Raw genomic sequence first — 25,528 nt, forward strand, 5'->3', positions numbered from 1 at the left:
TCGACGTTCATGGCACCTTTGAAGGTCGAAGTCATCGTAGGTTCGGTCCGCGAGGGGCGAATAGGACGAGCAGTGGCGGATTGGTTTGTCGAGCGCGCAACCGCGAACCCGTCGTGGAACGTATCGGTGATCGACCTCAGAGAGCTGTCGTTGCCCCAGGATTTCTCGGATTCACCTGCCACGGAAGTTTTCCGCCAGCGAATCGGACGAGCCGATGCTGTTGTTGCTGTGACCTCCGAATACAACCACGGGTACCCGGCTGCCCTCAAGACCGCATTCGATTCCGTGAAACACGAGTGGCGTGCCAAGCCGATCGGATTCGTGTCCTACGGCGGGATTTCAGGTGGTGTTCGGGCCGTCGAACAACTGAGGCAAGTAGTGGCGGAGCTGCACATGGTCTCGGTGCGTCAAAGCGTGACCATTCACCGGGTACGCAAGCAATTCGGACACGAGCCGTACGGCGTCGATTCGATTGCGATCGATGCCAGCGAGAAGATGATTCGTGAATTGCATTGGTGGGGGAGTGGATTGCGGATGCAGCGTGCGAGTGATCCCTATCCTGGCTGATCTTGGACATCCGCGATCACGCCATCTGGTGAGCGTCGCCGGCTCGAGGACGGCCGATGAACGAGGTCTCGGAAGCAATGGTTACCAGAGTCAGTTCGACGCGCGTGCGGCCGGTTTCGACTGTGATCTTGTCACCGAGTGCGAATGGCTGGACTATCGATATTTCAGGGTCGATCCGAGGCCATTGGCGTGGATGTCCGTACACGTAGATCGCGGTCACGCCGGCACGCGGCGGTAACCCCTCGACTCCGTCGAACACGACCGTGTTGAAAGCGCCCTCGAGCCCACCACCCTGCCCGGACACGCGGAGTCGGTCAGGCACTCCCATGGAGTCGGTGAGCGCGGTCCATGCTTCCGGTCGATCGGTGTGGATGAGTACCAGTGCGCCGGTCGCGATGGCTCGAAAGATCAATTGCTGAGCCAGATAGAGTTCGCCGGCGACAAGAACGGTGTTGACGCCCGACCCCGAAATTCTGGCCGCGACACCGTGCCCGTTTCGGTCCGAGCCGATGAGCTGGCCGCACCCGGCAAGAGGTAGAGCGAGTGAGTCGAGTGTGCCCCCGTCCATGCGAATGTGCGGCGTGATGCGGTCCAGCGCGGCCAATGCGGTTGGCAGGTTGGTCAGCAATCCGTCGCGCTGGCGCCCACGTAGCGAGACCAAACCGGCCAGCGGTGCGTTCTCAGGTGGATTGCGCGTGGTGAAGCGACATGTCGCACTGACCCTCGCCTCTCCGCGTTCGCCCGTGGGGCGCAACCGAATTGTCACGGACGTCCCGACCGTTGCCACTGCCCATACTCGGGTCAGGGTCGAGTTGGTGATGAAACGGGGTTCGATTCCGTATCCGACGTTGGACACACCAGGCAAGGGGGTACTTCGCCACGTTTCGGTGACCTCGTGGCTGGCGACTCCTCTTGTGACCTGGGCAGTGGACGACGCGATCTCCGGTGCGGTGAGGATCCGCGCCTTGCATCCCGCTGAATCGAGCACCCGGATGACACGATTGGCGGCAACAGCGATCGCGCGGCCCGCGCCCTGTTCGCCCCCGCCTCGGCGTTCGACTGCTGCACGACCCTCCAAAGCGTCGAAACGTAGTGCAAGCCAAACACTTCTGGTGGCGGTGGCTGGTAGTGGCCCGATGAGACGTTCGTAGACTTCGGTGGCCGGCGTTCCTGATGCGGCGCGGTATCCATGACTGACAATGTCGATGCCGGTGAGTGAGATGTCGTGCTGATACAGACAATTGACCAGGGCTGCCGTGGGCAGAAGGTGGGAAGCGTCGAATGAATGGCGCCCGATCCTGGTCAGGTAGTCGCGTGGGGGAGCGATCTCGACGACAGCGACGAGTGAAGATCCGTCCACTCGGAGCCCGATCGACTGTTCGGAGGGAGTGTGAAAACTGACGATCGTGCTGCCGTCGGCGTCCTTGCGGCGCAAATAGCGAAAGTACTTGACAATCCAGGACATTACCGACCAACCGCCCACATGGAGGAGCATTGATCCGGCAACCACACAACCGATTGCCAGCGCCCAGAGCCAATCCAGCCCACTGGCCATCGCGATTCCGCCTGCACTGATTCCGAGAATCTGTGCCGACACGAATTCGTGCGTCGAAATCCTGTGTGACGACGGCCAATGCTTCAACCGCGATCGGTCCACGGTTCCTCCCCGATACCTGACCTGCGAACTACCCGAAAATTTCCGCCCCAGCCAAACTGTACTGTGTCTTCGCAAGGGGATGTAAGGCACGGGGGGAATGATGGCTGCAACACCTACCACGCGCTGGCAGGTCAATGGGTACCGATTCTTGGTCAGGCGGATGGAACATGCGCTGGTCAGACGAGACGTGCGGATGCTTCACGATCCGATGCGGTCACAGTCCCGCGCCTTCACCGTCGGAATAGTCCTCGCTGCAATGGGATTGGCGGGTTGCGCGGTACTTGCTCTGTTTCGGCCACAGGACAAGATCGGCGATGCAGAAATCGTTGTTGCAAAGGAATCTGGCGCAATGTTCGTCGCCATGGAGGGTACTTTTCGCCCTGTGCTGAACTTGGCCTCCGCCCGACTGATTCTGGGTTCGCCAGTAAAACCGGCAATAGTCAAGGCGTCTGAGGTCGAGGCGAAACCGAGGGGCGCGCTCGTCGGCATTCCCGGCGCACCGTCCGCGCTGCCGGAATCAGCCGACCCGAGCAACGCCTTGTGGACGGTATGCGATTCCGTCGGATCCGACGGGAGAAAATCGTTGACGACTTCGGTCCTGGTCGGCTCGTCCAATGTCGGTGAAAACACGACATATCTGACGAGGGACCGTGCATTCCTGGTGAAGTCGGGTTCCGATCACTTTCTCGTATACGACGGGAAGCGAGCGGAAATCGATGTGGACAATCCGGCGATCATGCGGGCTTTGGGGCTGGAGGGAGCACAGGCGCGACCGATCAGTGCCGGATTTCTCAATTCGATCCCCGAAGTTCCGCGCATCGAGGCTCCGCGAATCCGCGAACTGGGATCAGCGCCCCGGTTCCCGCTACAGAACAAGACTGTCGGCTCCGTCGTTCAGGTTTCGGTGGGCGCGGACCTGCAGTACTACGTGGTGCTCGAGAACGGTATCCAGAAGGTCGGTGCGGCGCTCGCCCAACTGATCTACTTCTCGGATTCGCAGGGCGCCACCGGGATCGCGAGCGTCACCCCTGATGCCATCAGTCGTATTCCTTCGGTGAGGGAACTGGCCGTCGACTCGTTGCCGCAGGTGGTTCCGGAGATCGTCGATGATCATGGCGCACCTGTCGGCTGTCTGGAATGGGCTCCCTCACCTGCAGTCGAGGGCGGCGAAAGTAGTTCTGCAACATTGAAACTCGTCGCTGGATTGCAGGTTCCGATCCCGGAGGGTGGCAAGTTGGTGTCGTTGGCGCAGGCGGACGGATCGGGCGACAATCTCGACAGCGTCCACGTCGAACAGGGCTTCGGTGGGTTTGTTCAAGCGACCGGAATCGAGACGAACAGCACCAGGCACGACGGAGTGTTCTACGTAGCGGATACCGGTGTGAAATACGGAGTGCCGGACGAAACCTCTGCTCGCGCGCTCGGATTGACGCGAACGCCTGATCGTGCGCCTTGGCAGATGCTCGATCTACTTGCATCAGGTCCGGCGCTCGAGAAGAGCAATGCACTGATAGCTCACGACGGAGTCGCCCCCGATTCAACGCCGGCCGCTCCGGTGAACTGAACACCGTTGACGATTCAGAGATCGACGTCCCGTCGTTCGGGAAGTCTCCGACGAATTGCTCGACGAATGGGCATCGACGCCAATAGCGTCAGTAGGGCTAGGGTGCCGACCGTTCCGGCTCCGACGAGTGCCGCGTCGCGAGATCGGTTGTCGGGGGTCGGCGGCGTGGGTAGGGGATCGATCGTTACCGACTGATGATTGACCTTGACGCGTTCCCCCGGTGCCAATTCGCCCGTTACCGCGGCGAGTGGATCGATGACGCCGTGACCGACGTAGGGATTCCAACCCTGCGCCGGAGCGTGGGCGGTGGCTTCGATACGTTGCATGACCTGAAGTGCAGTCAGTTCCGGGTGAACCGACCGGACCAGCGCGGCGGTTGCCGCGACATAGGGCGCAGCGAAACTGGTCCCGTTGAACGACTGTACGGCGCCGTCGGAGCCGTAGACTCCGTTGGTCAGACCAGGCGACGTCGGGTGAAGTGAGATGATTCCGGTGCCGGGCGCCGCAACGTCGACCCATGGACCGCCGAGGCTGAAGGAGCTGGCGGTGCCATTGGGGTCGACCGACCCGACGGTGAGGACATAGTCGTCGTACCAGGCAGGACTGGCAATCGTCGTAACCGAGTTCCATGGATCGGCTTGTGGATCGAGGGGATCCGGCGGTGGATTCTGGTTCTTGCAACCTCCGGATCCGACGTTCCCTGCAGCAGCGACGACTACGGCGTTCTTCGCGATCGTGGCGTATTCGATTGCAGCGCCCAGTCGTTGGTCGTTGATCCCGTCCCCGGCAGGCTTGCAAGCGACCTCGGAGATGTTGATAACGCTTGCACCCAAGTCAGCAGCGTGACGTACGGCCAGTGCCATGGTGTCGACGTTTCCGTAGCCAGACGAATTCTCGGCTACGGCAGGGTCTTCGCGTTGGCCGGCCACCGAGAAAGCTGCACTGGACTGCCTGATCGAGATGATCTGTGCGTCCGGCGCAGCTCCGGAAAATCCGGAACCGTCGACCTGCTCGGCGGCGATGAGACCGGCGACGACTGTTCCGTGTGAGTCACAATCGTCGGTGCCGTCGGAGGTCCCGACATAGTCACCGCCGCCTTCGAGGGCCGGTAGCCGGGGATGTCTGCTGACGCCGGTGTCGATGACAGCAATTCGCTGCCCTGCCCCTCGGGTGATCGACCACACCGAATCGAATCCCAGATCCTGTTGAGAACGTGGAATATCCGCGCCGTCACCACCCGCTACGGCGGGGACGCACAGGGTTCGTTGTTCGGTGGGTTGGGGAGGCGCGGGTGGACCGTCCTCCGGCAGCATTGCAGGATCGATGGGGGAAGGAACCGCACTCGATGCGCCACCCGCCCCGGCGAGGACTGTTAAGACAACGATCACGAGTGCGGCACAGATGTTCGTCGCGCGTCGAATCACCATCGAGATCCGATCGCTCAGAGACCGCGCATGAGCGCGAAGAGCCCACTGACCCAGCAGATCAGCGGAACGATTGCTGCAATCGCAGCGAGGTCCAACAGTTCGGCCGCGCGTCGCATCACGGGGCTGAATGTGTTCTGGGGGGCGAGGATTCCCAGAATCAGTGACAGGAGGAGAACAGTCATCGTGATGGCGAAGACGACCAATGCATGGTCGCGATGGGTCCATGCCATGCCGCCCAGGAGAACGAGAATCACCGAGATGCCTGCCGCGATGAGTGGGACCGCCTGATGTGCGCCCGCGTAGGTGCGCCCGCGAAACATCAGCACGACGGCCGTCGCGAATGCGAGAGCAAGGTTCGGCCAGACGATTCGCTGACCGGGCCAGGACCACGCGAGCGCGACTGCGGCAGTGAGCGCGACCACTGACGTGGCCACGATCAGTCCGGTCAGGTAGCTACGAGCCCGCCCTGCCCTTTCAGTCAACTCGGTCAGCCCGGGCAGTTCGGGCTCGGGCAGTCCGTCGCGATCGTCGTCGAGGGGATTACTCGGCGTCGGAACCGGGGGAAGCGGTAATCGCGCGAACAGCATCGACAGTCGAGCGGTGAACGTGAGAACGATCAATGCTGCGGCAATCACCGCGCTGCTGACGGTTGCGGTGCGCGCCTCGGGAAGCGTCGTCGCGACGGCGAAGGTGCCCACCGCAGCAAGGAGGACGACGAGAAGTGCGGTGAAGACGGCTAATCCGGCACCGCACAAACGGAGGCAGATCAGACTCACCGCGGCTGCGAATGCCGAACCGAGAAGGAGATGAGCAGAAAGAACAGTGCCGGGTACGCAGAGTGCGCCGGAGACGAACGCCAGTGGCACCGCTGTGCATCCGAGCGTGATGGAGCTTGCAGTGTCTCCGTACACCCGCGCTGCCACGACGGCGGCGACGGTGAGCACCAAAGACGTCACTCCACCGCAGACAGCGCCGATCAGACCTGTATCGCCGAGGACCAGGGCGAGGGCCGCGACGAGCGCAGCGACGAGGGCGGCGGACGAGCCGACAATGCGCGCGGTGATCGGAGTCCAGCGTCGGTAGATGTCTGCATCCGTCGCCGCGACGGTGTACATGATGTCGTCGAAGAGTGGGGGCGGGGCAGCGGTGTCCGCGGCCGCGAGTACGAGCAATTCCCCATCGCGGATTCCATGCTCGTGCAGCGACAGCGTCGGTGCCAGCGGTGCCCTGCCGACTTTCGACAGAGTCCAGTCGACGGGCTCGAATTGTTCGGCGCTGTGGTCGAACTCGTTGAAATTGCTGTGGTTGACAATTGTGTCCACAATGCCCGGAATGACCACCGCGAGTGGAACACGAAGCGGCACCGCAAGATCCACCTGCGAATGGGCTGAAAGTACCGTCAACCTGCACAGTTCGGCAGAATGGGTCGCGCGTCGTCCGTTTGCGGTGTGCGCAGCGCTGGTTTCAGTGGTGCTGGTCAAGATCTGTCCCCTCCCATGACGCGATTCCCCTGTCACGTCACCCCAGTTCACCCGAACAATACGACATGAACTGTGCGCCTGTGTCGGCGACAGCGCAGACAACAGGTGGCACCGACCCGAGTGTCGGTGTTGTGATCTACTCTCTTGCAATTGCGTGACTACGCCTTGGGGGGCGGGCCGGCGGTAGTCGGACGAGGCGCGTGGCGGCAACAGCTGCAGCACCGATGGGGGTGGGTGAATTGAGCACTGTCAGATTTGCGCGTCGAGCGCGCCGTGAATCGCCGCGTACACCGGGCGGCGAGGTGACGCTTCAGGCCCCACCGGAGATTCCTCGCGTCACGCCGGGAAACCTACTGACCAAACTACTTCCGGTGATCATGGTGGTTGCCATGATCGGCATGGTGGCGCTGATGTTCTCTTCCGGCATGGCGCGCAATCCGATGTCTCTGCTGTTTCCGGTCATGATGATGGTGTCGATGCTCGGGATGCTCGCCGGGGGCGGTCGTAGCGGTGGGGCACGAGCATCCGAAGCGAACGAGGACCGCAAGGACTACCTGCGGTACCTGGATCAGATGCGCAGCGATGTTGCTGCGACGTCTGGTGCGCAGCGTGCTGCTCTCGAGTGGAGCAATCCCGAGCCGTCGCAGCTTTGGACACTGGCCGGGACTGTGCGAATGTGGGAACGTCAGATCACCGACTCGGACTACTGCCACGTTCGGGTCGGTCTGGGTACACAGCGATTGGCCACCAGGCTTGTATCTCCGGAGACGGGGCCGGTCGAGGATCTCGAACCCGTCGCTGCTGTCTCACTTCGGCGATTCGTCCGTGCGCATTCGGTTGTAAAAGACCTGCCGACCGCCGTCTCGCTTCGCGGATTTGCTGCGATGTCCATTGAGGGGCAGAGGGATTCCGCTCGAGCGCTCGTCCGCTCGATGTTGATGCAGCTGTGCACTTTTCACGGTCCGGACACCGTCCAAGTTGCAGTGGTGTGCGGTCCCGATACCGAAGCCGAGTGGGAGTGGGTCAAGTGGCTCCCACACGTACAACACCCGGAGTCTCAGGACGGCGCCGGCACTTCACGCATGGTGTTCGGTTCGTATCTCGAGTTCGAAAGTTCCCTCGGGGAAACGCTTTCGATGCGTGCTCGATTTGCTCGCAACACTCCAGCGAGTGCGGGCGTTCCGCATCTCGTGTTGGTCGTGGACGGTGGCTTGCTCGAAGGTGACACCGGCCTGTTGTCCGAATCCGGGCTCGACTCGGTGACCGTCCTCGACCTGTGCGGGTTCTGCCCGCGGCTGGCGGCGGCACGCGGTTTGCGACTGGTCGTCGGTAGCGATCAGATCGGCGCGGTGAGCAGCGCAGGAGTCGAGAATTTTGCGACGCCTGACGCCGCGACGACGAGCCTGGCGCAGTCGTTCGGACGTCGCATCGCACCGTTCCGTGCGGCATCGCAGAACGCCGTGGACGCGACTGACGACGACCGATCCCTTCGGACCTGGAGCCAGATGTTGGGGATAGGAAATGCTGCGAGGTTCAATCCTGAGCATGGCTGGCTGCCACGTCAGGGGCGCGACCGACTCCGCGTGCCGATCGGTGTCGGACAAGATGGAAACCCTGTCGAACTGGATCTGAAGGAGTCGGCCGAGAACGGTATGGGTCCGCACGGGCTGTGTATCGGAGCCACCGGTTCTGGTAAGTCGGAGTTCCTGCGAACCTTGGTGCTCGGCCTGATCGCGACGCACTCACCCAACGCACTGAATCTCGTCCTGATCGACTTCAAAGGTGGTGCAACCTTTCTCGGCCTGGAGGAGGCGCCGCACGTTGCTGCGATCATCACCAACCTTGCCGAGGAATTGGCGATGGTCGATCGTATGAAGGACGCACTCGCCGGCGAAATGAATCGTCGACAGGAACTGCTGCGTGCGGCAGGAAACTTCGCAAACGTGTCTGACTACGAGAAGGCGAGGCTGGCCGGCGCTGCACTCGATCCGTTGCCTGCACTCTTCGTGGTTGTCGACGAGTTCTCCGAACTGCTCAGTCAACAGCCGGAATTTGCCGAATTGTTCGTGGCCATCGGGCGATTGGGCAGGTCACTTCACATTCACCTGCTGCTGGCCAGTCAGCGGCTCGACGAAGGAAAGCTTCGGGGTCTCGACAGCCATCTTTCGTATCGCGTCGGTTTGAAAACGTTCTCGGCGAACGAGTCCCGTTCCGTTCTCGGCGTTCCCGATGCTTATCACCTGCCGGGCACACCCGGTGCCGGATACCTGAAGTCCGATTCTGCGGAGATCGTTCGCTTCCAAGGTGCATACGTGTCAGGCCCGTACGAGGGCGAGCGGATAGTGCCCACTCGATTCTCGGTAGATTCCCCCGTCGAACTCGCGCCGCTGCCGTTTACCGCGACGCCCGTGGTCGGGCCAGAGGCTGTTGTCGTTCCCGTCGAGCCCGATGTCATCGACATGGGCGAAATCGGTGACGATGCACGTACTCTCATGGGAGTCCTCGTCGACCGCATGCGCTCTCACGGTCCACGCGCGCACGAGGTGTGGTTACCGCCGCTCGAGGCATCCCCGACGCTTGACCAGTTGTTGCCGCGGTGGGCGGCCGGTGATCAACCTCGCGGAAATCTGAGCGCACCCTTCGGCGTAGTCGACAGGCCGTTCGATCAGCGCCGCGATCTTCTCGTCGCCGATCTGAACGGATCAACGGGCAACCTCGCGATCGTCGGCGGCCCGCAGTCGGGAAAGTCGACGGCCTTGCGCACGTTGATCTTGTCTCTGAGCATGACGCACACGCCGGAACAGATTCAGTTCTACTGCCTCGACTTCGGAGGTGGAACGCTCCTCGGATTGAAAGATCTGCCGCACGTCGGATCGGTGGCAAACCGCTTGGATTCCGACCGCGTCCGCCGCACGGTTGCCGAGGTACTCGGTGTGGTCGCGAAACGAGAGCGACTGTTTCGTGACCTCGGCATCGACTCCATGGCTGATTTCCGAGGATTGCGAACAGCTGATCCTGCCGGGGAAGGTGTGGCGGCGGGACTCCGAGATGACCCGTACGGTGACGTCTTCCTCGTCGTCGATGGTTGGCCCAGCGTTCGTTCGGATTTCGAATCACTCGAGCCTCAGATCAACATGCTCGCCGGTCAAGGTTTGTCCTTCGGTGTGCACGTGATCGTCACGACGTCGAGGTGGGCCGAGATCCGGCCGGCACTCAAGGATCAACTGGGTACTCGCATCGAACTTCGATTGGGTGATCCGGGAGATTCGGATGCGGGTCGCCAGAAAGCCAGCCTGGTGCCGGAAGGTCGACCGGGTCGTGGCATCACGCGCGACGGGCTTCACCTTCTCACCGGACTACCTCGAATCGGCGGTTCGCCCGGTAGTGAGAATTCCGGTGGGTCTGTGGCGTCGACGGTCGAACATATTGCAGCCATGTCGAATTCGCGCCCGGCGCCCACCGTGCGGATGCTTCCGGATTCGTACTCGCGGGCAGAACTTCTCGAAGCTGTCGGGACCCGGTGGCCCTCACCGAGTGCGGCCGACGGTCGGTGCCTCACCGTGCCGATCGGGCTCGGTGAGACCGACCTCGCCCCGGTGTACATGGACTTCCGGGAACACCCGCACCTCTTGATATTCGGCGACACCGCGTGTGGCAAGACATCTCTTTTGCGCGGAATAGCGGAAGGGATCATCGCGTCGAACACGCCGGCGCAGGCCAAGTTGATTATCGGTGACTATCGGCATTCCCTGCTGGGAGTGGTCGAAGGGAATCACCTCGGCGGTTACTCGGCGTCGTCGACGACCTTCGGTGAGTTGATGGTCGACTTGGCTCGGATCGTCGCCGCCAGAATGCCGAACGCCGAAACAACACAGCAGCAATTGCGGGAAAGGTCGTGGTGGAGTGGACCGGAGATTTATGTACTGATCGACGACTACGACCTTGTGGCCACACCGAGTGGTAATCCGGTGGCGCCGTTGCTCGAGTACATTCCGCATTCCAAGGACATCGGTTTGCACCTGGTGATTGCCCGCCGTTCCGGTGGCGCGGCCAGAGCACTCTACGAGCCGGTCATTGCGAGAATTCGCGACATGGCACCGGCCGGATTGATCATGAGCGGAAGTCGCGACGAGGGAAATCTCGTCGGCACCGTCCGCGCGTCGGCATTGCCGGAAGGTCGTGGGGTCTACGTTTCTCGGTCGCAAACCCAACTTGTCCAAGTTCCGTGGATGCCACCGCTGTGACCGTTCCGTCCTTGGTGTCGGTCTCGCTACATTGGGGTGCATCCAATATCTGGGTCGTCTCGGGTCAACGCGAATTCTGTTGCAGTGCAGACCTCAGACGCGAACCGGCGTCGGGTCCCGGTACGACCGGTGAAAATGCGATCGATTACGTCGACGACGATTATGTCGACGTAGATGGTCGGATTGTCCCCACCGTCTTGGAGCTGGCCAGGCTGATCTCCAGTGCGATGGACGGGTGCGGAATCGTCGATGCAGACATCCTCTATCTCAGCCATCCCTCGGATTGGGGTGCCCCACGTAGGCGGCGATTGCTCGATGCCGCACGGCGAGTGGCGCACGACGTCGTCCTCGTTCCGACGTCGGTCGCGGCGGCGAGGTCGGCTCGTACAGCCTGGCGATCACGGTGTGTCGTCCTCGAACTGCGTGGCGGAATGGTGGTCGCTTCTGTTGTCAGCGAGGTCGACGGTGAACTCCGACTCGACGGGGCACAAAGTTCGGCGATCGCAGACGCTGCGGGGTTGTTTTCCGGAATCGGGGACTTGTCGGTTCGGGACGCTGTGGTGTTGGTCGGGCCGCGCTCGCATGCCGTTGCGGCTTCGCTCGAACGTGGGTCGACGAATGTCCACGGCCACGCGAGCATTCGAATTCTGGACGAGAGTCGGGTGGCGTCGTCTCTGGTGGATCCTCGGACGCTCGTTCGCCAGACAACTGCGCGGGACAGTTCCGGTCGAATCGTCGACAATTCAGCTTTTGGCGCCGGGTGGGTAGGCGATCCGGATGGCGCGATGTCGATTCCTTCCGTGCACTCGACTGCCTCCTCGCCCCGTCGAGTCGGCGGGTGGCACGGAGGCCGTCGATGGTTCGCGGCGGCGCTTGCGGTGCTCGCCGTCGTCGCTGCGGTCGCGGCAACGGTCGTGGTGTCGACTCGCGATCGAGGCGATTCTCGGTTGGCGGACTCGGTTGCAGCTACGGCGGAAGGCAAAGCCGAGATCGTGGAGGCGTCGAAAGAGCAGGAAAAGCCTGCGCCGAAGACTTCGATTCCGTCGATCGAGTCCGGTGTCACGCCGGAACTCACGCGTGTGGAGGTGGGGAGCGTTGCAGCAGAGCTGCCTTCCGATTGGAAGCTTCTGTCACGAGGGACCTCGAGCGGGCGCACCGATTTGATACCCAGTTCCGGCGCTGATCGCAAGATCGTGGTCATCGAGAAAAGTCTTGCGGAAGGTGCTGGATTCGATTCCGTCGAAGCCGCTTTGCGTCAGCAGTTTTCGGCGTTCGAGGACCCATTGCGGTTCGGAGAGTTTTCTGTGATCGACGATGCCGCAGGAAAACAGGCAGTGGTGTACGTCGAGTTTCCGGACGATTTCTCCGAGGTGCGTTGGCACGTGTACGTCGACAACGGTCGGCAAGTGAGTATCGGCTGCCAGTATCTGGTCGGTGAGTGGAACAGTCTCGAAGCGGACTGCCTGCGGATGTGGCAGTCACTCGAATTCACGCCCTGACCGGATCGGTCGGTTCTGAAAACATTCTTCGATCGGGCCGGAACCGTTGGCACGGAGGTCGCGTCAAAGTATGTGTAGCGCACATCAGGGAGTTCCGCTCGACCCCGGTGCACATCCGACGGACAAGCCGTCGTGGTCGCCGATACCGAACGGTACTCACCGAATCCAGGGGGACGACATGGGCTTTACCGCAACTACCGCTGAATTGATCGATTCGGCGGGGACCATCGACGGACATCTCGGTGACATCAGGGGACTGGTCAACGCTGTTCGGTCGGAGGCCGACGCTTCGCACAATTCGTGGAACGGTGCGGCGCAGGTCGAATACGCAGGAATCATGGAGCGATACAACAGCGCGGCCCTGAAGCTGGACACTGCTCTGACCGACATCTGCGAGCAGATCAAACAGGCTGCGGGAACCTTCGACTCGACCGAAGACGACAACGTCAGCTCGCTTCGCGGCGCGACGGTGAACATGTCCTGACCGTCAGCTCTTCACCGTTCGATCAAGCAGTCCTCAGCCAGTAGTTCTCACAAAGTTCTCTCCAGTCACACCGAACCGGGAGCAGTTATGTCCGACAGGATCAAGTACGACTTCGGCGGCCTCGCAATGCTGTCCGATCAGATGAAACAGCAGGCCAAAGCGATCAACGACAAGCAGGGCGACATCAAGGTTGTCGTAGACAAGCTGCAAGCAGGCTGGGAAGGGGCAGGTTCCGAAGCCTGGAACGACGCACAGCGCCGCTGGGCCCAGGCGTCCGAAGAACTGAACATGGTTCTCGCGCAGATCGCCGGAGCGACGGCGAGCGGCTCGGAGAAGATGCAGGAAGCTGACCGGATCGCCGCAAACGGGTTCGGTCGCTGACAACATTCATGTCGTGACGACACCCCGACTGCCCCGGTACCGTCAGGTTGCCGGGGCAGTCGCATGTCGATCGCTTACCTGCTGGTTCCGGACGAGGGCATTGTCGGCGGAGATGGCTGCGCTTTGACCTGGCAGCGGGTAGACCGGTATCGTCTATCGGTGGCGTGCCGTAGGGCTCCGGCAGAAATGCGTGGAGACCGGCGGTTCTCGGGTCTCAACTGGCCGCCGAGGATCGTTTACGCGATACGCACATGGTCAGCAGTGGAATGAATTAAGACGAGGAAGATCTGTGTCTACGTACACCCCGAAGGCCGGAGATGTGACCCACTCGTGGCACGTCATCGACGCCACTGACGTGGTGCTCGGCCGTCTTGCCGTTCAGGCAGCGAACTTGCTGCGTGGCAAGCACAAGCCCACCTACGCGCCGCACATCGACGGTGGTGACTTCGTTGTCATCATCAACGCTGAGAAGGTTGCCATCAGCGGCAACAAGCTGCAGGGCAAGAACGTTTACCACCACTCCGGATTCCCGGGTGGCCTGAAGTCCCGCACTGTCGGTGAGGTCCTCGACAGGACTCCCGATCGTCTCGTCGAGAAGGCCATTGTCGGCATGCTCCCCAAGACGAAGCTCGGCCGCGCAATGAGCAGCAAGCTCAAGGTCTACGCGGGCCCGAATCACCCCCACACCGCGCAGCAGCCGGTGCCGTTCGAGATCAAGCAGGTCGCACAGTGACATCGCCGGAAGAGCAGAACGTGTCCGAAGAGAACATCGAAGCAGTGGAAGAGCTTGTCGCCGCTGACGCAGTCGAGGTCGTCGAAGAGGTTGCTGCAGCTACGCTCGCACCGATCGTCCTCGATCGCCCGGTCCAGACCGTCGGTCGCCGCAAGGAGGCTGTCGTTCGCGTCCGGATGACTCCCGGTACCGGTCAGTTCAAGCTCAACGGCCGTACGTTGGAGGATTACTTCCCCAACAAGGTTCACCAGCAGCTGATCAAGGCTCCGCTGGTGCTCGTCGAGCGTCCCGAGTCTTTCGACATCATTGCACTGCTGCACGGTGGCGGCCCGTCCGGTCAGGCAGGCGCACTGCGTCTGGCTATCGCGCGCGCACTCATCGAGGTAACCCCTGATGATCGTCCGGCCCTCAAGCGTGCAGGCTTCCTGACGCGTGACGCCCGCGCGGTCGAGCGTAAGAAGTACGGCCTGAAGAAGGCCCGTAAGGCATCGCAGTACTCCAAGCGCTGATGCTTTGCCGAGGTTGACCCGACGGGTCTGCTTCGGCACCTGTTCACCACAAGAGCGGGCGTCCATCGTTACCGGACGCTCGCTCTTGTGTTTCTCGGAGAAATTCCATTCTCGAGTTTCATTCTCGAGGTTCACAGGATTCAGGAGTCGTTCTATGGGTCGGTTGTTCGGTACTGACGGTGTTCGTGGGCTTGCCAATTCGGATCTGACTGCAGATCTTGCATTGAGATTGGCAGTTGCCGCGGCGAGCGTACTGACAGCCGGCACCTCGGATGCCCGTCCGACCGCCGTGATCGGCCGCGATCCTCGCGCCAGCGGTGAGATGCTTCAAGCCGCGGTGACGGCCGGGTTGAGTTCCGCAGGCGTCGACGTGCTCGACGTGGGTATCCTCCCGACTCCGGCAGTTGCATACTTGACGGCAAAGCTCGACGCCAGTCTCGGTGTCATGATTTCTGCATCGCATAATCCCATGCCGGACAACGGAATCAAGATTTTCGCGGCCGGTGGGCACAAGCTGGATGACGCTGTCGAGGTGGCGATCGAGGACGCACTCGACGGCACTGCACCGCCGGTCCTTCCGACAGGTGCCGGGATAGGCCGAGTCCGTGCGGTCGACGATGCCGCTCAGCTGTACCTTGCACATCTGGCGAGCGCGGCGAGCGAGCCGCTCGCTGGACTTACCGTTGTCGTCGACTGCGCCAACGGCGCTGCTTCCGCGCTCGCACCGGTTGCCTACGCAGCAGCGGGCGCTCGCGTCATCGCGATCAGCGCAGATCCCGACGGCCTCAACATCAACGACGGCTGCGGATCGACGCACCTGGAGAATCTTCAGAAAGCCGTAGTCGATCGCGGGGCGGACCTAGGCCTCGCGCACGACGGCGACGCCGACCGTTGCTTGGCCGTCGACGAGACCGGCGCGGTGGTCGACGGTGACGCGATCATGGCTGTTCTGGCGATCGCGATGAACGAGGCCGGGGAGTTGGTCGAGAACACTCTCGTCGCGACTGTCATGAGCAATCTCGGTTTGCACATCGCGATGCGCGAGGCAGGCATCAACATCGTGACTGCTGCCGTAGGCGACCGCTACGTCTTGGAGGAACTGCGCGCGGGCGGATACAGCCTCGGTGGCGAGCAGTCAGGCCATGTTGTGTTGCCGGCGTTCGGTACCACGGGCGACGGAATTCTCACCGGTCTCAGGCTGCTCGGGCGCATGGCTCGTACGCGTAAGTCGGCATCGGTACTGGCTGCAACGATGACCACCCTCCCGCAAGTGCTGATCAACGTGAAGGTCGGGGACAAGGCGGCAGTCGCAGCGTCGCCGTCGGTACTTGCAGCAGTCGCGGACGCCGAGCGCGTTCTCGGTGACGGTGGTCGAGTGCTCCTGCGCCCGTCCGGGACAGAGCAACTGGTCCGCGTCATGGTCGAGGCCACTGAACTTCCGCTCGCGCAGAAGCTGGCTGACGAGTTGGCCGAGATCGTCGGTTCGGTGTAGCCCCCTCATTACGCGTTCGCGTTTAGAGGGAACGTAATTGCGCCCCGCTGCGTCCAAGGAGTCAAAGGCCGCTCGACGTGCGAGTGGTTCCGTTGAAACTTGGGGGCGCTCGTGGATGTCGACCGCGCTGGAACAGATGAATTGGCACGTCATGCGGTGTCGGTGGCCCAGGGTCTGCGCGATTCTGCCGAGCCGATCAAGCATTTGCGATGGGGCGGTGCCGCTTCGGGCCGTGACTACGCCGAGCACGGAGCCGCGTTGGCGTCGGCATTGGCGGTCCTGAATTCTCGCTTGACTGGCCGTGCGGATCTTCTCGATACGTTGGCGCGCCGGCTTTCCTCTTCGGCTGAGGCAATCACTGAGGTGGATCGTGAGGGTGCGCGGCGGGTGCAGGACTCCGGCGGGTCGGCCTCGTGATACCGAACAGCCTTACAGCCCAGGCAGTACCGAACGGCCCGTGTTCTTTCGAAGATATTCTTGCACTGCGTGATTCACATGCTCATCCCGACGAAATTCTGGAAGCGGGCGCTAGCGGACTGCAGTTCTTCGGCCGATTTCACGACCTGGCCACTCGGTTGGGTTTCGAAGAACGGATGCTTACCTCCTATGAGGATGCATATCGCGCAGAGGCGGGCATCGATATCGCGGCACTGACGCGAGACATGTCGGACATGGCTGCGGCGGTGGACGGTTCGGTCGCGGAGATCGCGATGCTGACGGTCCTGGCCGAGAATCTTCCCGCAGTGTGGAATGTTTCCGGCGTGGATGCGGTCGTCGATCAGGTCTTCGCCGCGCGGCGCGAAGCTCGGTCCGATGCGGATTCGGCGCCACTGTTGATCACGCTAGCCGACGAACTTGCGCGGACTGTTCGAACGGCTTTGGCAGACAAAGCTTTCAAGGTGGCCAGCCTCGACCGGGCGACCATCGGCGGTCTGGGTGCGGGGGAGATCGATCAGCTGGCTCACGTCGCTTCCAGCGGTCGTGGCGCGGCGCCATGGCTGGACACCGTTTTTCGCTCGGCGTATCTGGATGCCCGCGACGAATTCGACAGGGCGTGCGCGCAGTGTGCGAGCGCGGTAGGCGATGCTTTTGATGCCGCGACTCAGTGGGTGACAGACGCCTTCCCGTCGACCTTGCCGGTCGCCGAGACGATCGAATCCGGTGCCGCGGCTGCGCCGATCTCTTTCTCGATCGGCGGCAACACATGGGGCTTCTCGATTGCGCCCGACGGTCGTGGGGTGAGTCTCGATGTCGCCGGTGCTGACGGGAACTCTGTGTCGGTCGCCGTGGAGTTGGACGAAAACGGTTGGCCGAGAATAGTTTTTGATGCCGATCAGGAGGCGGTCATGCAGGAGACATACCCGCAAGAAGCGTCCCAGCCCGCGACACTTCAACCCGAAATTCCCCAGCCCGATAATCCCCAGCCCGAGATACCGGTTGAAACCACCGCCGAAGTCTCGCCCGCGCCGGACCCGGAGCCGCCTGTCACAGTCCCGGACGAGTCGATCGCCGGCCCCGACGGAGAGACGGGCGCTGAGCTGGCCGGAGCTGGTCCGCTGTGAAGTCCGTTCACGCGCCCTTCGAAGAGATCCGTCGAACTCTCGATTCTCAACTCGAGGACTTCCGTGAGCGCAGAGCGCTCGAGGACTTCCGTGAGCGCAGAGCGGCAGCGGCGAGCGAGGAATCGCGCCAGGAGCCGCCGTCCGAAACGACATCTGCCGATAACGACACGGAAGGGTCGGTCAGATCCGGCCCGTATCTGCGATCCGCGTCAGAGCCGACGCCGACGCCCACGAAGCCGAGCCCGCCGGCGGAGGCGAGCATGAACCTCTACTTTCGCAACAGCTGGCTGGCCCGCGCGTCGGAGTGAGGTTCGGCCGGGAGCAACGGCGCCGTGTGCGGAATCTCGACGTCAGGATCAGCAAAGTCCTGGTACTTCTTGTCGCCGGTCAGATGGAACAACAGGAAGCCCGTGAGCAGGCACCGTGTGGCGGACTGTGTCTTGCGCTCGGATCCACCGAGGCCCAGGGCTCCGAGGAGTCGGCGGCCTTCGATCAGTCCGGCGTCTTGGCCGTCGTTCACGGTGCGTGCGACGACGGGACCGCCCCACTCCACGCTCAACGGGCGGGCATTGCTGGTCAAGGAATCGACGTCGTCTTCGCCGGCAAGTATCAATCCGGGCGCTGTGATCTTCGACGCGTAGTTCTCCGCCTTGGGTGCTGTCGGGGCCGGGAACAGCGCGGCTACCGCACCGACATCCCCGCGCTGCGCTGCGGCCAGTACCGCCGCGCCCGCGCCCATGCCGTGACCGGCAAAGGCGACTCGATCGGGGTGGACGCTGATCTGGCCGGGGCCGAGTCGTACGCCGACGCAGATGTCGAGCGTCGCTCGAAGATCTGCAGCCAAGCCGAGATGGGACGGGACCGGACCGCGTTCGCTGTCGGGCGCCGCTGCGACAATTCCCCAGGAAGCGAGGTGCTGGAGTGTCTGCTCGTACTTGTGGGACCCGACCATCCACCCGTGCGCGAAGGCAACGGCGGGGAGATTGAAACCGGTTTCCGGCGTGTACACGACACCCGGCTGTCCGGCCAGGGCGAGGTTGCCGCGGAGAACTCGGTGCGGGCCGCGCTTGGACAGCTCACGGGTCAGTGTCTTCAGTTTCGGTGCCACGGTTGAAGACGTTATCCGATGAGCCGTCTCGTGTATGCGGAGCCGACGCTGCAACCGGCTGGGGGATGTCTGGGGAACCGCAAAATGCGCCCACCGCCGATGTCCAAGTACCCTGAGTCACCATGTGCGGAATCGTGGGATACGTCGGCCACCGCCCAGCTCTGGGCGTTGTGGTGGAGGCTTTACGGCGAATGGAGTATCGCGGGTACGACTCGTCGGGAATCGCGATTCTCGACGGAACCGGTGGGGTCGAGATCGAGCGTAAGGCCGGTAAGTTGGCCAACCTCGAGGCGGAGCTCGGCGAGTACGGCGCGGATCACTTTGTCGGTACGTCGGGTATGGGTCATACCCGGTGGGCGACGCATGGGCGACCGACCGACCGTAATGCGCATCCGCATTGTGATGCGTCGGGCAAGCTGGCTGTCGTTCACAACGGAATCATCGAGAATTTCGCCCCGCTGCGTGCGGAGCTCGAGGCTGTAGGCGTCGAGCTTCAGAGCGACACGGATTCCGAGGTGGCAGTTCACCTGGTAGCCCGGGCGTACTCCCACGGACCGACGGCAGGTGATTTCATCGAGAGTGCGCTGTCGGTGGTTCGTCGGTTGGAAGGTGCGTTCACGCTCGTCTTCACGCACGCCGACCACGCGGACACGATTGTCGCCGCCCGCCGCTCGACGCCGCTCGTCGTCGGTGTCGGTGAGGGCGAGATGTTCCTCGGCTCCGACGTCGCTGCGTTCATCGAGCACACACGCGATGCGGTTGAACTCGGACAGGATCAGGCAGTGGTGATCACTGCCGACAGCTATCGGATCTCCGACTTCGCGGGCAACGAGGCAGAGGGGCGCCCGTTCCGCATCGACTGGGATCTCGCGGCCGCCGAAAAGGGTGGTCACGACTACTTCATGCTCAAGGAGATCGAAGAGCAGCCGACCGCTGTCGCCGACACGCTCCTCGGCCACTTCGAGAACGGGAAGATCGTCCTCGACGAGCAGCGGTTGTCCGATCAGGAACTGCGCGACGTCGACAAGGTGTTTGTCGTCGCCTGCGGTAGTGCCTACCACTCCGGACTGTTGGCGAAGTACGCGATCGAGCATTGGACGCGTCTACCTGTCGAGGTCGAACTCGCCAGCGAATTCCGTTACCGCGACCCGGTTCTGGATCGCTCGACGCTTGTTGTCGCGATCTCGCAGTCGGGGGAGACGGCGGACACACTCGAAGCGGTCAAGCACGCCAAGGACCAGAAGGCACGCGTCCTGGCGATCTGCAACACCAACGGTGCACAGATCCCGCGCGAAGCCGACGCCGTTCTCTACACGCGGGCGGGACCGGAAATCGCGGTTGCGTCGACCAAGGCCTTCCTGGCGCAGGTGACCGCGAACTACCTCGTCGGTTTGGCTTTGGCGCAGGCTCGCGGCACCAAGTATCCGGACGAGGTTGCGCGCGAGTACGCCGACCTCGAAGCTATGCCCGCGTTGGTCAGCAAGGTGCTCGAGACGGCAGAACCGGTGCGCGCGTTGGCACGCCAGTTCGCGCACGCGTCGACCGTGCTGTTCCTGGGGCGCCACGTCGGCTACCCGGTGGCGCTCGAGGGTGCGCTCAAGCTCAAGGAGCTTGCATACATGCACGCCGAGGGCTTTGCCGCCGGTGAGCTCAAGCACGGCCCGATCGCGCTGATCGAGGAGGACCTTCCGGTCATCATCGTCATGCCGTCGCCGCAGGGTCGCGCTGTCCTGCACTCGAAGTTGGTGTCCAACATTCAGGAGATCAAGGCGCGCGGGGCAACGACTATCGTCATCGCGGAGGAAGGCGACACCGTCGCCGCGGCGCACGCGGATCACCTGATCGAGATTCCGGCGTCACCGACTCTGCTGCAGCCGTTGCTGTCCACGGTTCCGTTGCAGATCTTTGCGGCCGAGGTTGCCGCGGCGCGCGGATACGACGTCGACAAGCCGCGTAACCTGGCGAAATCGGTTACGGTCGAATAGGTTTCGTAGGGAATTTCGGGCCCCGCAGTCGAAAGACTATGGGGCCCGAGTGCGTTACGGCGTCTCGACGACGACGGTTCCGCGCATCTCGGGATGCGGTGTACAGGTGTAGTCGTAGGTTCCGGGTTCGGTGAACGTGTAGGTGTAAGTTCCCGATTTCTTGAGTGGGCTGCGGAGTTTGCCCTTGGCGTCTCCGAGGCCGTTGACGTCGTGGGCCATTCCGTTGTCGTCGAATACCCACGTGACGGTGTCGCCGACGTTCACGGTGATGGAAGCGGGGGAGTAGGCCATCCCGGAGATGGTCACCACGGGTCCGCTCGCCGTCGTTTCGGCCGCAGATGGTGTGGAGTCGGTGCCGGAACTGCACCCGACCAGACCGAGAGCGAGGACGAGTCCCGCGATTGCCGGGCGAAGACGTGATTTCATGGTTTCGAGGGTAGCGACGGCAACTGAAGGGTTCCGACATGCGTGGGTACTACACAGCCGATCAGGTGCGAGCAGCGGAGGCGCCGTTGCTCGACAAGCTGCCGGACGGGGTGCTGATGCGTCGAGCGGCGTACGGTCTCGCGCGAGTTGTCGCGGACGAATTACGTTCCCGTACAGGATCGGTCGCGCATCGGTCGGTGACGCTTCTGGTCGGTACCGGCGACAACGGCGGTGATGCCCTGTGGGCGGGTGCGTTGCTCCGCAAACGAGGTGTGAGTGTTCGGGCCGTGTTGCTCGATCCGGCGCGCGCTCATCGGTCGGGCCTCGACGCTCTCCTGAAGGCCGGTGGCCGAGTCGCTGCCGAAGTCGGGTCGCCGGATCTGGTGATCGACGGCATCGTCGGGATTTCCGGGCACGGCGGTCTGAGGCCTGACGCGGCCGAGCTCGTCGGCCAGGTGGAGGCACCGATCGTGGCGGTCGATCTTCCGAGCGGCGTCGACGCGAACACCGGCGCAGTGGACGGCCCGTCGGTGACCGCTGATGTGACGGTCACATTCGGTGCGCTCAAGCCGGTGCACGTACTCGCGGCTCCGCTGTGTGGTCGTGTCGAACTCGTGGATATCGGATTGAGCGTCGGCGAACCGGCGTTCGGTTCGCTCGATCCGGCCGAGGTCGGTGCGCTGTGGCCGGTGCCAGGCGCGGAGGATGACAAGTACTCGCAGGGTGTGGTGGGCATCGTTGCGGGAAGTGAGCAGTATCCCGGCGCGGGAGTGCTCTGCACCGGCGCCGCGGTGACCGCGACCTCCGGACTGGTTCGCTACGCCGGGCACGGCGCCGCCGAGGTGCTCGCCCGGTTCCCGGAGGTGATTGCGAGTGAGACGTTCCAAGCCGCCGGGCGGGTTCAGGCCTGGGTGGTCGGACCCGGTATGGGTACCGACGACGACGCCGCGCGGCTTCTGGCGTCGGTACTGGCTACCGATGTACCCGTTGTCGTCGATGCGGACGGACTTACCCTCCTCGCTCAACGTCCCGAACTTGTCGCAGCCCGGACCGCGCCGACTCTTCTGACGCCCCACGCCGGCGAGTTCGCACGATTCACACCACTCGGCGACGACGGAATCGCGGCCACGCGTGCTCTCGCCGAACGCCTCGGAGTCACGATTCTGCTGAAAGGCCATACGACGGTGATCTCGGATCCCGGCGGTGAGGTCCTGGTCAACGACGCCGGCGGCTCCTGGGCGTCGACCGCAGGCTCGGGTGACATCCTCTCCGGTGTGATCGGCGCGTTGCTGGCGGCGGGTCTGAGCCCTCTCGAAGCCGGGGCCGTCGGGGCGCGGGCTCACGCGTTGGCTGCGAACATCGCCGCTGCCGGCGGTCAGAGCGATGTCGCCGGAGCACCGATTTCGGCTTCGCCGCTGCTGGGAGGTCTGCGCGAGTCGGTGCGTGTGCTTCGCTCTTTTGCCCTTGATTGAGGGTGTTCAAACCCGAACACGTGTCCGATTCTGCGCGGGTGGCAGGATTGTCGCCATGACGCTTGCCCAGGGAAGAGCACCGAAGGAGCCTGCGGAGGGGAAGGCGAGCCGACTCGACGACGCAGTAGGGCCGCAGACGGAGGCAGTCGTGGATCTGGACGCGATCGCGCACAACGTGCGTGTCCTGCGTGAATTTGCCGGTGATGCAGCGTTGATGGCGGTCATCAAGGCGGACGGATACAACCACGGCGCAGTTGCGGTTGCGCGGACGGCACTGTCGGCCGGAGCCCGGGAACTCGGCGTCACCACCATCGCGGAGGCACTGGTCCTTCGCGAGGCAGGCATCACCGCTCCCGTCCTGGCCTGGCTGCACGGCCTCGACGCCGATTTCTCCTCGGCGATCCGGTCCGACGTCGAGATCGGCGTGTCCTCGCCGCGGCACCTGGCTGCTGTCGTCGACGCGGCACGGGTTCTGGGACAACAGGCGACCGTGACGCTCAAGGTGGACACCGGTCTCAATCGCAACGGCGTCTCGAGAACCGAGTGGCCGCAGATGCTCGACGACCTCGCTACTGCCCGGGACGAGGGCACGATCAGGCTGCGCGGAGTGTTTTCCCATCTTGCGCACTCGGACGAACCGCATCATGACGTCATCGACATGCAGAAGCAGCGTTTGATCGAAGCGGTTGCCGACGTCCGCGCTCGCGGATTCGAACCCGAAGTTGTTCATCTTTCCAACTCCGCCGCTACAGTCACCCGTCCTGACCTGCAATTTGACATGGTTCGACCCGGAATCGCGATATATGGATTGTCTCCGGTGCCCGAACTCGGAGATTTCGGTTTACGACCGGCGATGACGCTGCGAGCGAAGGTGATTCTGGTGAAGAAGGTGGCCGCCGGAGAGGGCGTCTCCTACGGGCATCAGTGGGTCGCACCGCACGACACCACTCTTGCGCTGCTTCCCGTCGGCTACGCCGACGGTCTGACTCGTTCACTGAGCGGCAAGTTCGAAGTGCAGTTGGGCGGCAAGCGTCGCCAGGCCGTCGGGCGGATCTGCATGGACCAGGTGTTGGTGGACCTGGGGCCGGACGGCGACGGAGTCCGCGAAGGCGACACCGCGATCTTCTTCGGCAACGGCGATCACGGCGAACCCAACGCGCAGGCCTGGGCCGACGTACTCGACACCATTCACTACGAGGTCGTGACCGGAATACGTGGACGCACTGTGCGTACGTACATCGGGGGAGAGACGTCATGAAGACTGCAGGAAAGATGAGCATTCTCGGTGGCCTGCTCAGCGCTGTGGCGCTCGGCTCGATGGCCGGCGTGAATGCGTTCAAGACCGCGACGCGTCCGGGCCGGGAAATCTACGCGGACGAGGACTTCGACCTCATGACGCGCGACCGCAAGAGCACGGTGCGCACCGAGGACGGCGTCGAGCTGGCAGTTCGCGAAGTGGGACCGGATGACGCTCCGCTGACAGTCGTTTTCGTGCACGGGTACTGCCTGAGTGCGCTGTCCTGGCATTTCCAGCGCCGCCAGCTCGAAGAGCGATGGGGCAACAAGGTTCGCATGGTGTTCTACGACCAGCGCGGACACGGAGATTCAGGTATGCCGCGTTCGAAGAGTTGCACGGTCTCGCAGCTGGGCCGCGACCTCGCGACTGTCGTCGAGGCCAAAGTGCCCAAGGGACCGATAGTTCTCGTCGGCCACTCGATGGGCGGCATGACGGTGCTCGCGCTCGCCGGTCAGCGACCCGAATGGTTCGAGGGCCGAGTCATCGGCGTCGGGCTGGTCGCGACGACGGCGGCAGGGCTGGCCGAGACCGGTCTGACCCGCAATCTGCAGAATCCGATCATCGACGGGTTCCGGTTGGCAGTGCGCACCTCGCCAGGAGTGGTTCAGCACGCCCGGGGCGCTGCGCGAGTACTGATCACGCCGATCCTGCGTGCAGCGTCGTACGGCACCGATGTCAGCCCACGACTGCATGAGCTGTCGGACGGCATGCTCGACCGGACCTCGGTCGTGACCATCGTCAATTTCTTGCGGACGTTGGAACTGCACGACGAGTCCGCGTCCCTCGAGGTGCTCGCGCACACACCGGCAGTCGTGATCTGCGGCGATCAAGACATGATGATTCCGTTCATCAGCTCCAAGCGTCTCGCTGCCGATCTCCCCGAGTCTGAACTCGTGAGAGTTCACGGGGCCGGCCATCTGGTGCAGCTCGAGTTCCCGGCGATCGTGACGGACGCAATCGACAAGCTGGTGCAGCGTGCACAGGTAGAAGAGCGGTCCGATGTCGGCTGAGAACGCCACGGGACTTCCCGAATCCGGACAGATCAGGTTGGAAACGGCCGAGGACACCGAGGCTTTCGGCCGACGCTTGGCGGCGGGACTTGTTGCCGGCGACCTGGTGGTGCTGGACGGGCCACTCGGGGCGGGCAAGACCGCGTTGACGCGCGGAATCGGCGCCGGGCTCGGAGTGCAGGGCCGGGTGACGTCCCCGACGTTTGTCATCGCTCGTGAGCATCGTCCGGGCACCCGCCCCGGCGGCGGAGTTCCCGTCGGCATGATCCACGTCGACGCATACCGGCTGGGAGACAGCGGACCGCATGCGCTCGACGAACTCGATGCCCTCGACCTCGACACCGACCTCACCGATGCAGTGGTGGTGGTCGAATGGGGTGGTGACGTCGTGGAAAGGCTCGTCGAACGACACTTGCGCGTGCAGCTTCATCGGGAACCTGAATCGGATGTGCGGACTGCGAGTTGGTCCTGGACGTCGTGAAACGGCGTTTTGTGTCGCAGACGTCGTGAAACGGCGTTTCGTGTCGCAGACGTCGTGAAACGGCGTTTTGTGTCGCAGACGTCGTGAAACGGCGTTTGGTGTTATGGACGTAGTGACCCTCCCAGGCCGGAAGTAGTTCTTCACGTGCG

At 63.0% G+C, this 25,528-nt stretch carries 22 protein-coding genes; 16 read left to right on the plus strand and 6 right to left on the minus strand.

Going from position 1 to position 25,528, the window contains the following annotated elements; all coding sequences use genetic code 11:
• Positions 1-9 precede the first annotated feature (9 nt).
• On the plus strand, positions 10-567 hold the full coding sequence (locus tag B0E55_RS10430; RefSeq protein WP_020906901.1) for an NADPH-dependent FMN reductase: 558 nt from the start codon (positions 10-12) through the stop codon (positions 565-567).
• A gap of 16 nt (positions 568-583) precedes the next feature.
• Here B0E55_RS10430 and eccE read toward each other — a convergent pair whose 3' ends face one another.
• Entirely contained in the window at positions 584-2,224 is a 1,641-nt protein-coding gene (gene eccE, locus B0E55_RS10435) for a type VII secretion protein EccE (RefSeq protein WP_060938796.1), read from the minus strand.
• A gap of 97 nt (positions 2,225-2,321) precedes the next feature.
• On the opposite strand from eccE, the gene eccB reads away from it, so the two are divergent.
• Positions 2,322-3,788 (plus strand): type VII secretion protein EccB, encoded by a 1,467-nt coding sequence (gene eccB, locus B0E55_RS10440; protein WP_080909666.1) that lies wholly within the window; start codon positions 2,322-2,324, stop codon positions 3,786-3,788.
• Between the two features lie 14 nt (positions 3,789-3,802).
• Here eccB and mycP read toward each other — a convergent pair whose 3' ends face one another.
• Together mycP and eccD are read right to left on the minus strand one after the other, a co-directional pair.
• Positions 3,803-5,215, minus strand: a complete 1,413-nt coding sequence (mycP, locus tag B0E55_RS10445) for a type VII secretion-associated serine protease mycosin (RefSeq protein ID WP_080909667.1) — start codon at positions 5,213-5,215, stop codon at positions 3,803-3,805.
• Positions 5,216-5,229: 14 nt separating this feature from the next.
• Positions 5,230-6,696 (minus strand): type VII secretion integral membrane protein EccD, encoded by a 1,467-nt coding sequence (eccD, locus tag B0E55_RS10450; RefSeq protein WP_080909668.1) that lies wholly within the window; start codon positions 6,694-6,696, stop codon positions 5,230-5,232.
• Positions 6,697-6,920: 224 nt separating this feature from the next.
• On the opposite strand from eccD, the gene eccCa reads away from it, so the two are divergent.
• The 9 genes from eccCa (at position 6,921) to B0E55_RS10495 (ending at position 17,600) form a co-directional block, all read left to right on the plus strand.
• The gene (gene eccCa / locus B0E55_RS10455) at positions 6,921-10,940 is read left to right on the plus strand and encodes a type VII secretion protein EccCa (protein WP_241896054.1); all 4,020 of its coding nucleotides are present in this window, start codon (positions 6,921-6,923) and stop codon (positions 10,938-10,940) included.
• A complete protein-coding gene (locus tag B0E55_RS10460; protein ID WP_080909776.1) occupies positions 10,937-12,439 on the plus strand; it encodes a type VII secretion-associated protein in 1,503 nt (500 codons plus the stop codon). Before eccCa ends, B0E55_RS10460 begins: the two co-directional genes overlap by 4 nt.
• A 70-nt stretch (positions 12,440-12,509) precedes the next feature.
• Positions 12,510-12,923, plus strand: coding sequence for a WXG100 family type VII secretion target (locus B0E55_RS10465; protein ID WP_223257856.1), 414 nt, complete (start codon positions 12,510-12,512; stop codon positions 12,921-12,923).
• 87 nt (positions 12,924-13,010) lie between these two features.
• On the plus strand, positions 13,011-13,304 hold the full coding sequence (locus B0E55_RS10470; protein WP_003940975.1) for a WXG100 family type VII secretion target: 294 nt from the start codon (positions 13,011-13,013) through the stop codon (positions 13,302-13,304).
• A 289-nt stretch (positions 13,305-13,593) separates the two neighbouring features.
• Positions 13,594-14,037 (plus strand): 50S ribosomal protein L13, encoded by a 444-nt coding sequence (gene rplM / locus B0E55_RS10475; protein ID WP_019747566.1) that lies wholly within the window; start codon positions 13,594-13,596, stop codon positions 14,035-14,037.
• Positions 14,034-14,546 (plus strand): 30S ribosomal protein S9, encoded by a 513-nt coding sequence (gene rpsI / locus B0E55_RS10480; RefSeq protein WP_019747567.1) that lies wholly within the window; start codon positions 14,034-14,036, stop codon positions 14,544-14,546. The genes rplM and rpsI overlap by 4 nt, the downstream gene beginning before the upstream one ends.
• 154 nt (positions 14,547-14,700) lie before the next feature.
• The gene (gene glmM, locus B0E55_RS10485; RefSeq protein WP_080909670.1) at positions 14,701-16,038 is read left to right on the plus strand and encodes a phosphoglucosamine mutase; all 1,338 of its coding nucleotides are present in this window, start codon (positions 14,701-14,703) and stop codon (positions 16,036-16,038) included.
• A gap of 111 nt (positions 16,039-16,149) precedes the next feature.
• Entirely contained in the window at positions 16,150-16,455 is a 306-nt protein-coding gene (locus B0E55_RS10490; protein WP_080909671.1) for a hypothetical protein, read from the plus strand.
• 176 nt (positions 16,456-16,631) lie between these two features.
• Positions 16,632-17,600, plus strand: coding sequence for a hypothetical protein (locus tag B0E55_RS10495; protein ID WP_241896046.1), 969 nt, complete (start codon positions 16,632-16,634; stop codon positions 17,598-17,600).
• Between the two features lie 46 nt (positions 17,601-17,646).
• On the opposite strand, the gene B0E55_RS31670 is transcribed toward B0E55_RS10495, so the two are convergent.
• Both B0E55_RS31670 and B0E55_RS10505 read right to left on the minus strand, forming a co-directional pair.
• Positions 17,647-17,862: a hypothetical protein gene (locus B0E55_RS31670; RefSeq protein ID WP_060938801.1), complete on the minus strand. Its 216-nt coding sequence runs from the start codon at positions 17,860-17,862 to the stop codon at positions 17,647-17,649.
• Positions 17,863-17,868: 6 nt separating this feature from the next.
• Positions 17,869-18,708: a poly(ethylene terephthalate) hydrolase family protein gene (locus B0E55_RS10505; protein WP_080909674.1), complete on the minus strand. Its 840-nt coding sequence runs from the start codon at positions 18,706-18,708 to the stop codon at positions 17,869-17,871.
• A gap of 122 nt (positions 18,709-18,830) precedes the next feature.
• Between B0E55_RS10505 and glmS the strand changes: the two genes are divergently transcribed.
• Entirely contained in the window at positions 18,831-20,693 is a 1,863-nt protein-coding gene (glmS, locus tag B0E55_RS10510; protein WP_080909675.1) for a glutamine--fructose-6-phosphate transaminase (isomerizing), read from the plus strand.
• Positions 20,694-20,747: 54 nt separating this feature from the next.
• Here the strand turns inward: glmS and B0E55_RS10515 are convergent, their stop codons facing one another.
• Positions 20,748-21,119 (minus strand): cupredoxin domain-containing protein, encoded by a 372-nt coding sequence (locus B0E55_RS10515; protein ID WP_019747573.1) that lies wholly within the window; start codon positions 21,117-21,119, stop codon positions 20,748-20,750.
• A 38-nt stretch (positions 21,120-21,157) separates the two neighbouring features.
• Here B0E55_RS10515 and B0E55_RS10520 point away from each other — a divergent pair, with 38 nt between their 5' ends.
• Genes B0E55_RS10520 through tsaE form a run of 4 tightly spaced genes read left to right on the plus strand, consistent with a single transcriptional unit; the run spans position 21,158 to position 25,379 of the window.
• Positions 21,158-22,591 (plus strand): NAD(P)H-hydrate dehydratase, encoded by a 1,434-nt coding sequence (locus B0E55_RS10520; protein WP_080909676.1) that lies wholly within the window; start codon positions 21,158-21,160, stop codon positions 22,589-22,591.
• Between the two features lie 55 nt (positions 22,592-22,646).
• Complete coding sequence (gene alr / locus B0E55_RS10525; protein WP_019747575.1) at positions 22,647-23,849, plus strand: alanine racemase; 1,203 nt, start codon at positions 22,647-22,649, stop codon at positions 23,847-23,849.
• Positions 23,846-24,898 carry an alpha/beta fold hydrolase gene (locus tag B0E55_RS10530; RefSeq protein ID WP_003940782.1) on the plus strand — a complete coding sequence of 351 codons (1,053 nt, stop codon included), beginning with the start codon at positions 23,846-23,848 and terminating at the stop codon, positions 24,896-24,898. Before alr ends, B0E55_RS10530 begins: the two co-directional genes overlap by 4 nt.
• A complete protein-coding gene (gene tsaE / locus B0E55_RS10535; protein WP_080909677.1) occupies positions 24,888-25,379 on the plus strand; it encodes a tRNA (adenosine(37)-N6)-threonylcarbamoyltransferase complex ATPase subunit type 1 TsaE in 492 nt (163 codons plus the stop codon). The genes B0E55_RS10530 and tsaE overlap by 11 nt, the downstream gene beginning before the upstream one ends.
• Positions 25,380-25,528 lie beyond the last annotated feature (149 nt).

The organism is Rhodococcus sp. 66b, assembly GCF_002076325.1.
Classification (GTDB): Bacteria; Actinomycetota; Actinomycetes; order Mycobacteriales; family Mycobacteriaceae; genus Rhodococcus_F; species Rhodococcus_F erythropolis.

Bases quoted from the DNA above. Each gene is read 5' to 3' on its own strand.
- B0E55_RS10465 (WP_223257856.1), top strand. From the start codon at position 12,510: ATGTGTAGCGCACATCAGGGAGTTCCGCTCGACCCCGGTGCACATCCG.
- B0E55_RS10470 (WP_003940975.1), top strand. From the start codon at position 13,011: ATGTCCGACAGGATCAAGTACGACTTCGGCGGCCTCGCAATGCTGTCC.
- tsaE (WP_080909677.1), top strand. From the start codon at position 24,888: ATGTCGGCTGAGAACGCCACGGGACTTCCCGAATCCGGACAGATCAGG.
- B0E55_RS10515 (WP_019747573.1), bottom strand. From the start codon at position 21,119: ATGAAATCACGTCTTCGCCCGGCAATCGCGGGACTCGTCCTCGCTCTC.
- B0E55_RS10495 (WP_241896046.1), top strand. From the start codon at position 16,632: ATGCTTACCTCCTATGAGGATGCATATCGCGCAGAGGCGGGCATCGAT.
- alr (WP_019747575.1), top strand. From the start codon at position 22,647: ATGACGCTTGCCCAGGGAAGAGCACCGAAGGAGCCTGCGGAGGGGAAG.
- eccB (WP_080909666.1), top strand. From the start codon at position 2,322: ATGATGGCTGCAACACCTACCACGCGCTGGCAGGTCAATGGGTACCGA.
- mycP (WP_080909667.1), bottom strand. From the start codon at position 5,215: ATGGTGATTCGACGCGCGACGAACATCTGTGCCGCACTCGTGATCGTT.
- B0E55_RS10530 (WP_003940782.1), top strand. From the start codon at position 23,846: ATGAAGACTGCAGGAAAGATGAGCATTCTCGGTGGCCTGCTCAGCGCT.
- B0E55_RS31670 (WP_060938801.1), bottom strand. From the start codon at position 17,862: ATGCTCGCCTCCGCCGGCGGGCTCGGCTTCGTGGGCGTCGGCGTCGGC.
- eccCa (WP_241896054.1), top strand. From the start codon at position 6,921: ATGGGGGTGGGTGAATTGAGCACTGTCAGATTTGCGCGTCGAGCGCGC.
- glmS (WP_080909675.1), top strand. From the start codon at position 18,831: ATGTGCGGAATCGTGGGATACGTCGGCCACCGCCCAGCTCTGGGCGTT.
- B0E55_RS10520 (WP_080909676.1), top strand. From the start codon at position 21,158: ATGCGTGGGTACTACACAGCCGATCAGGTGCGAGCAGCGGAGGCGCCG.
- glmM (WP_080909670.1), top strand. From the start codon at position 14,701: ATGGGTCGGTTGTTCGGTACTGACGGTGTTCGTGGGCTTGCCAATTCG.
- B0E55_RS10430 (WP_020906901.1), top strand. From the start codon at position 10: ATGGCACCTTTGAAGGTCGAAGTCATCGTAGGTTCGGTCCGCGAGGGG.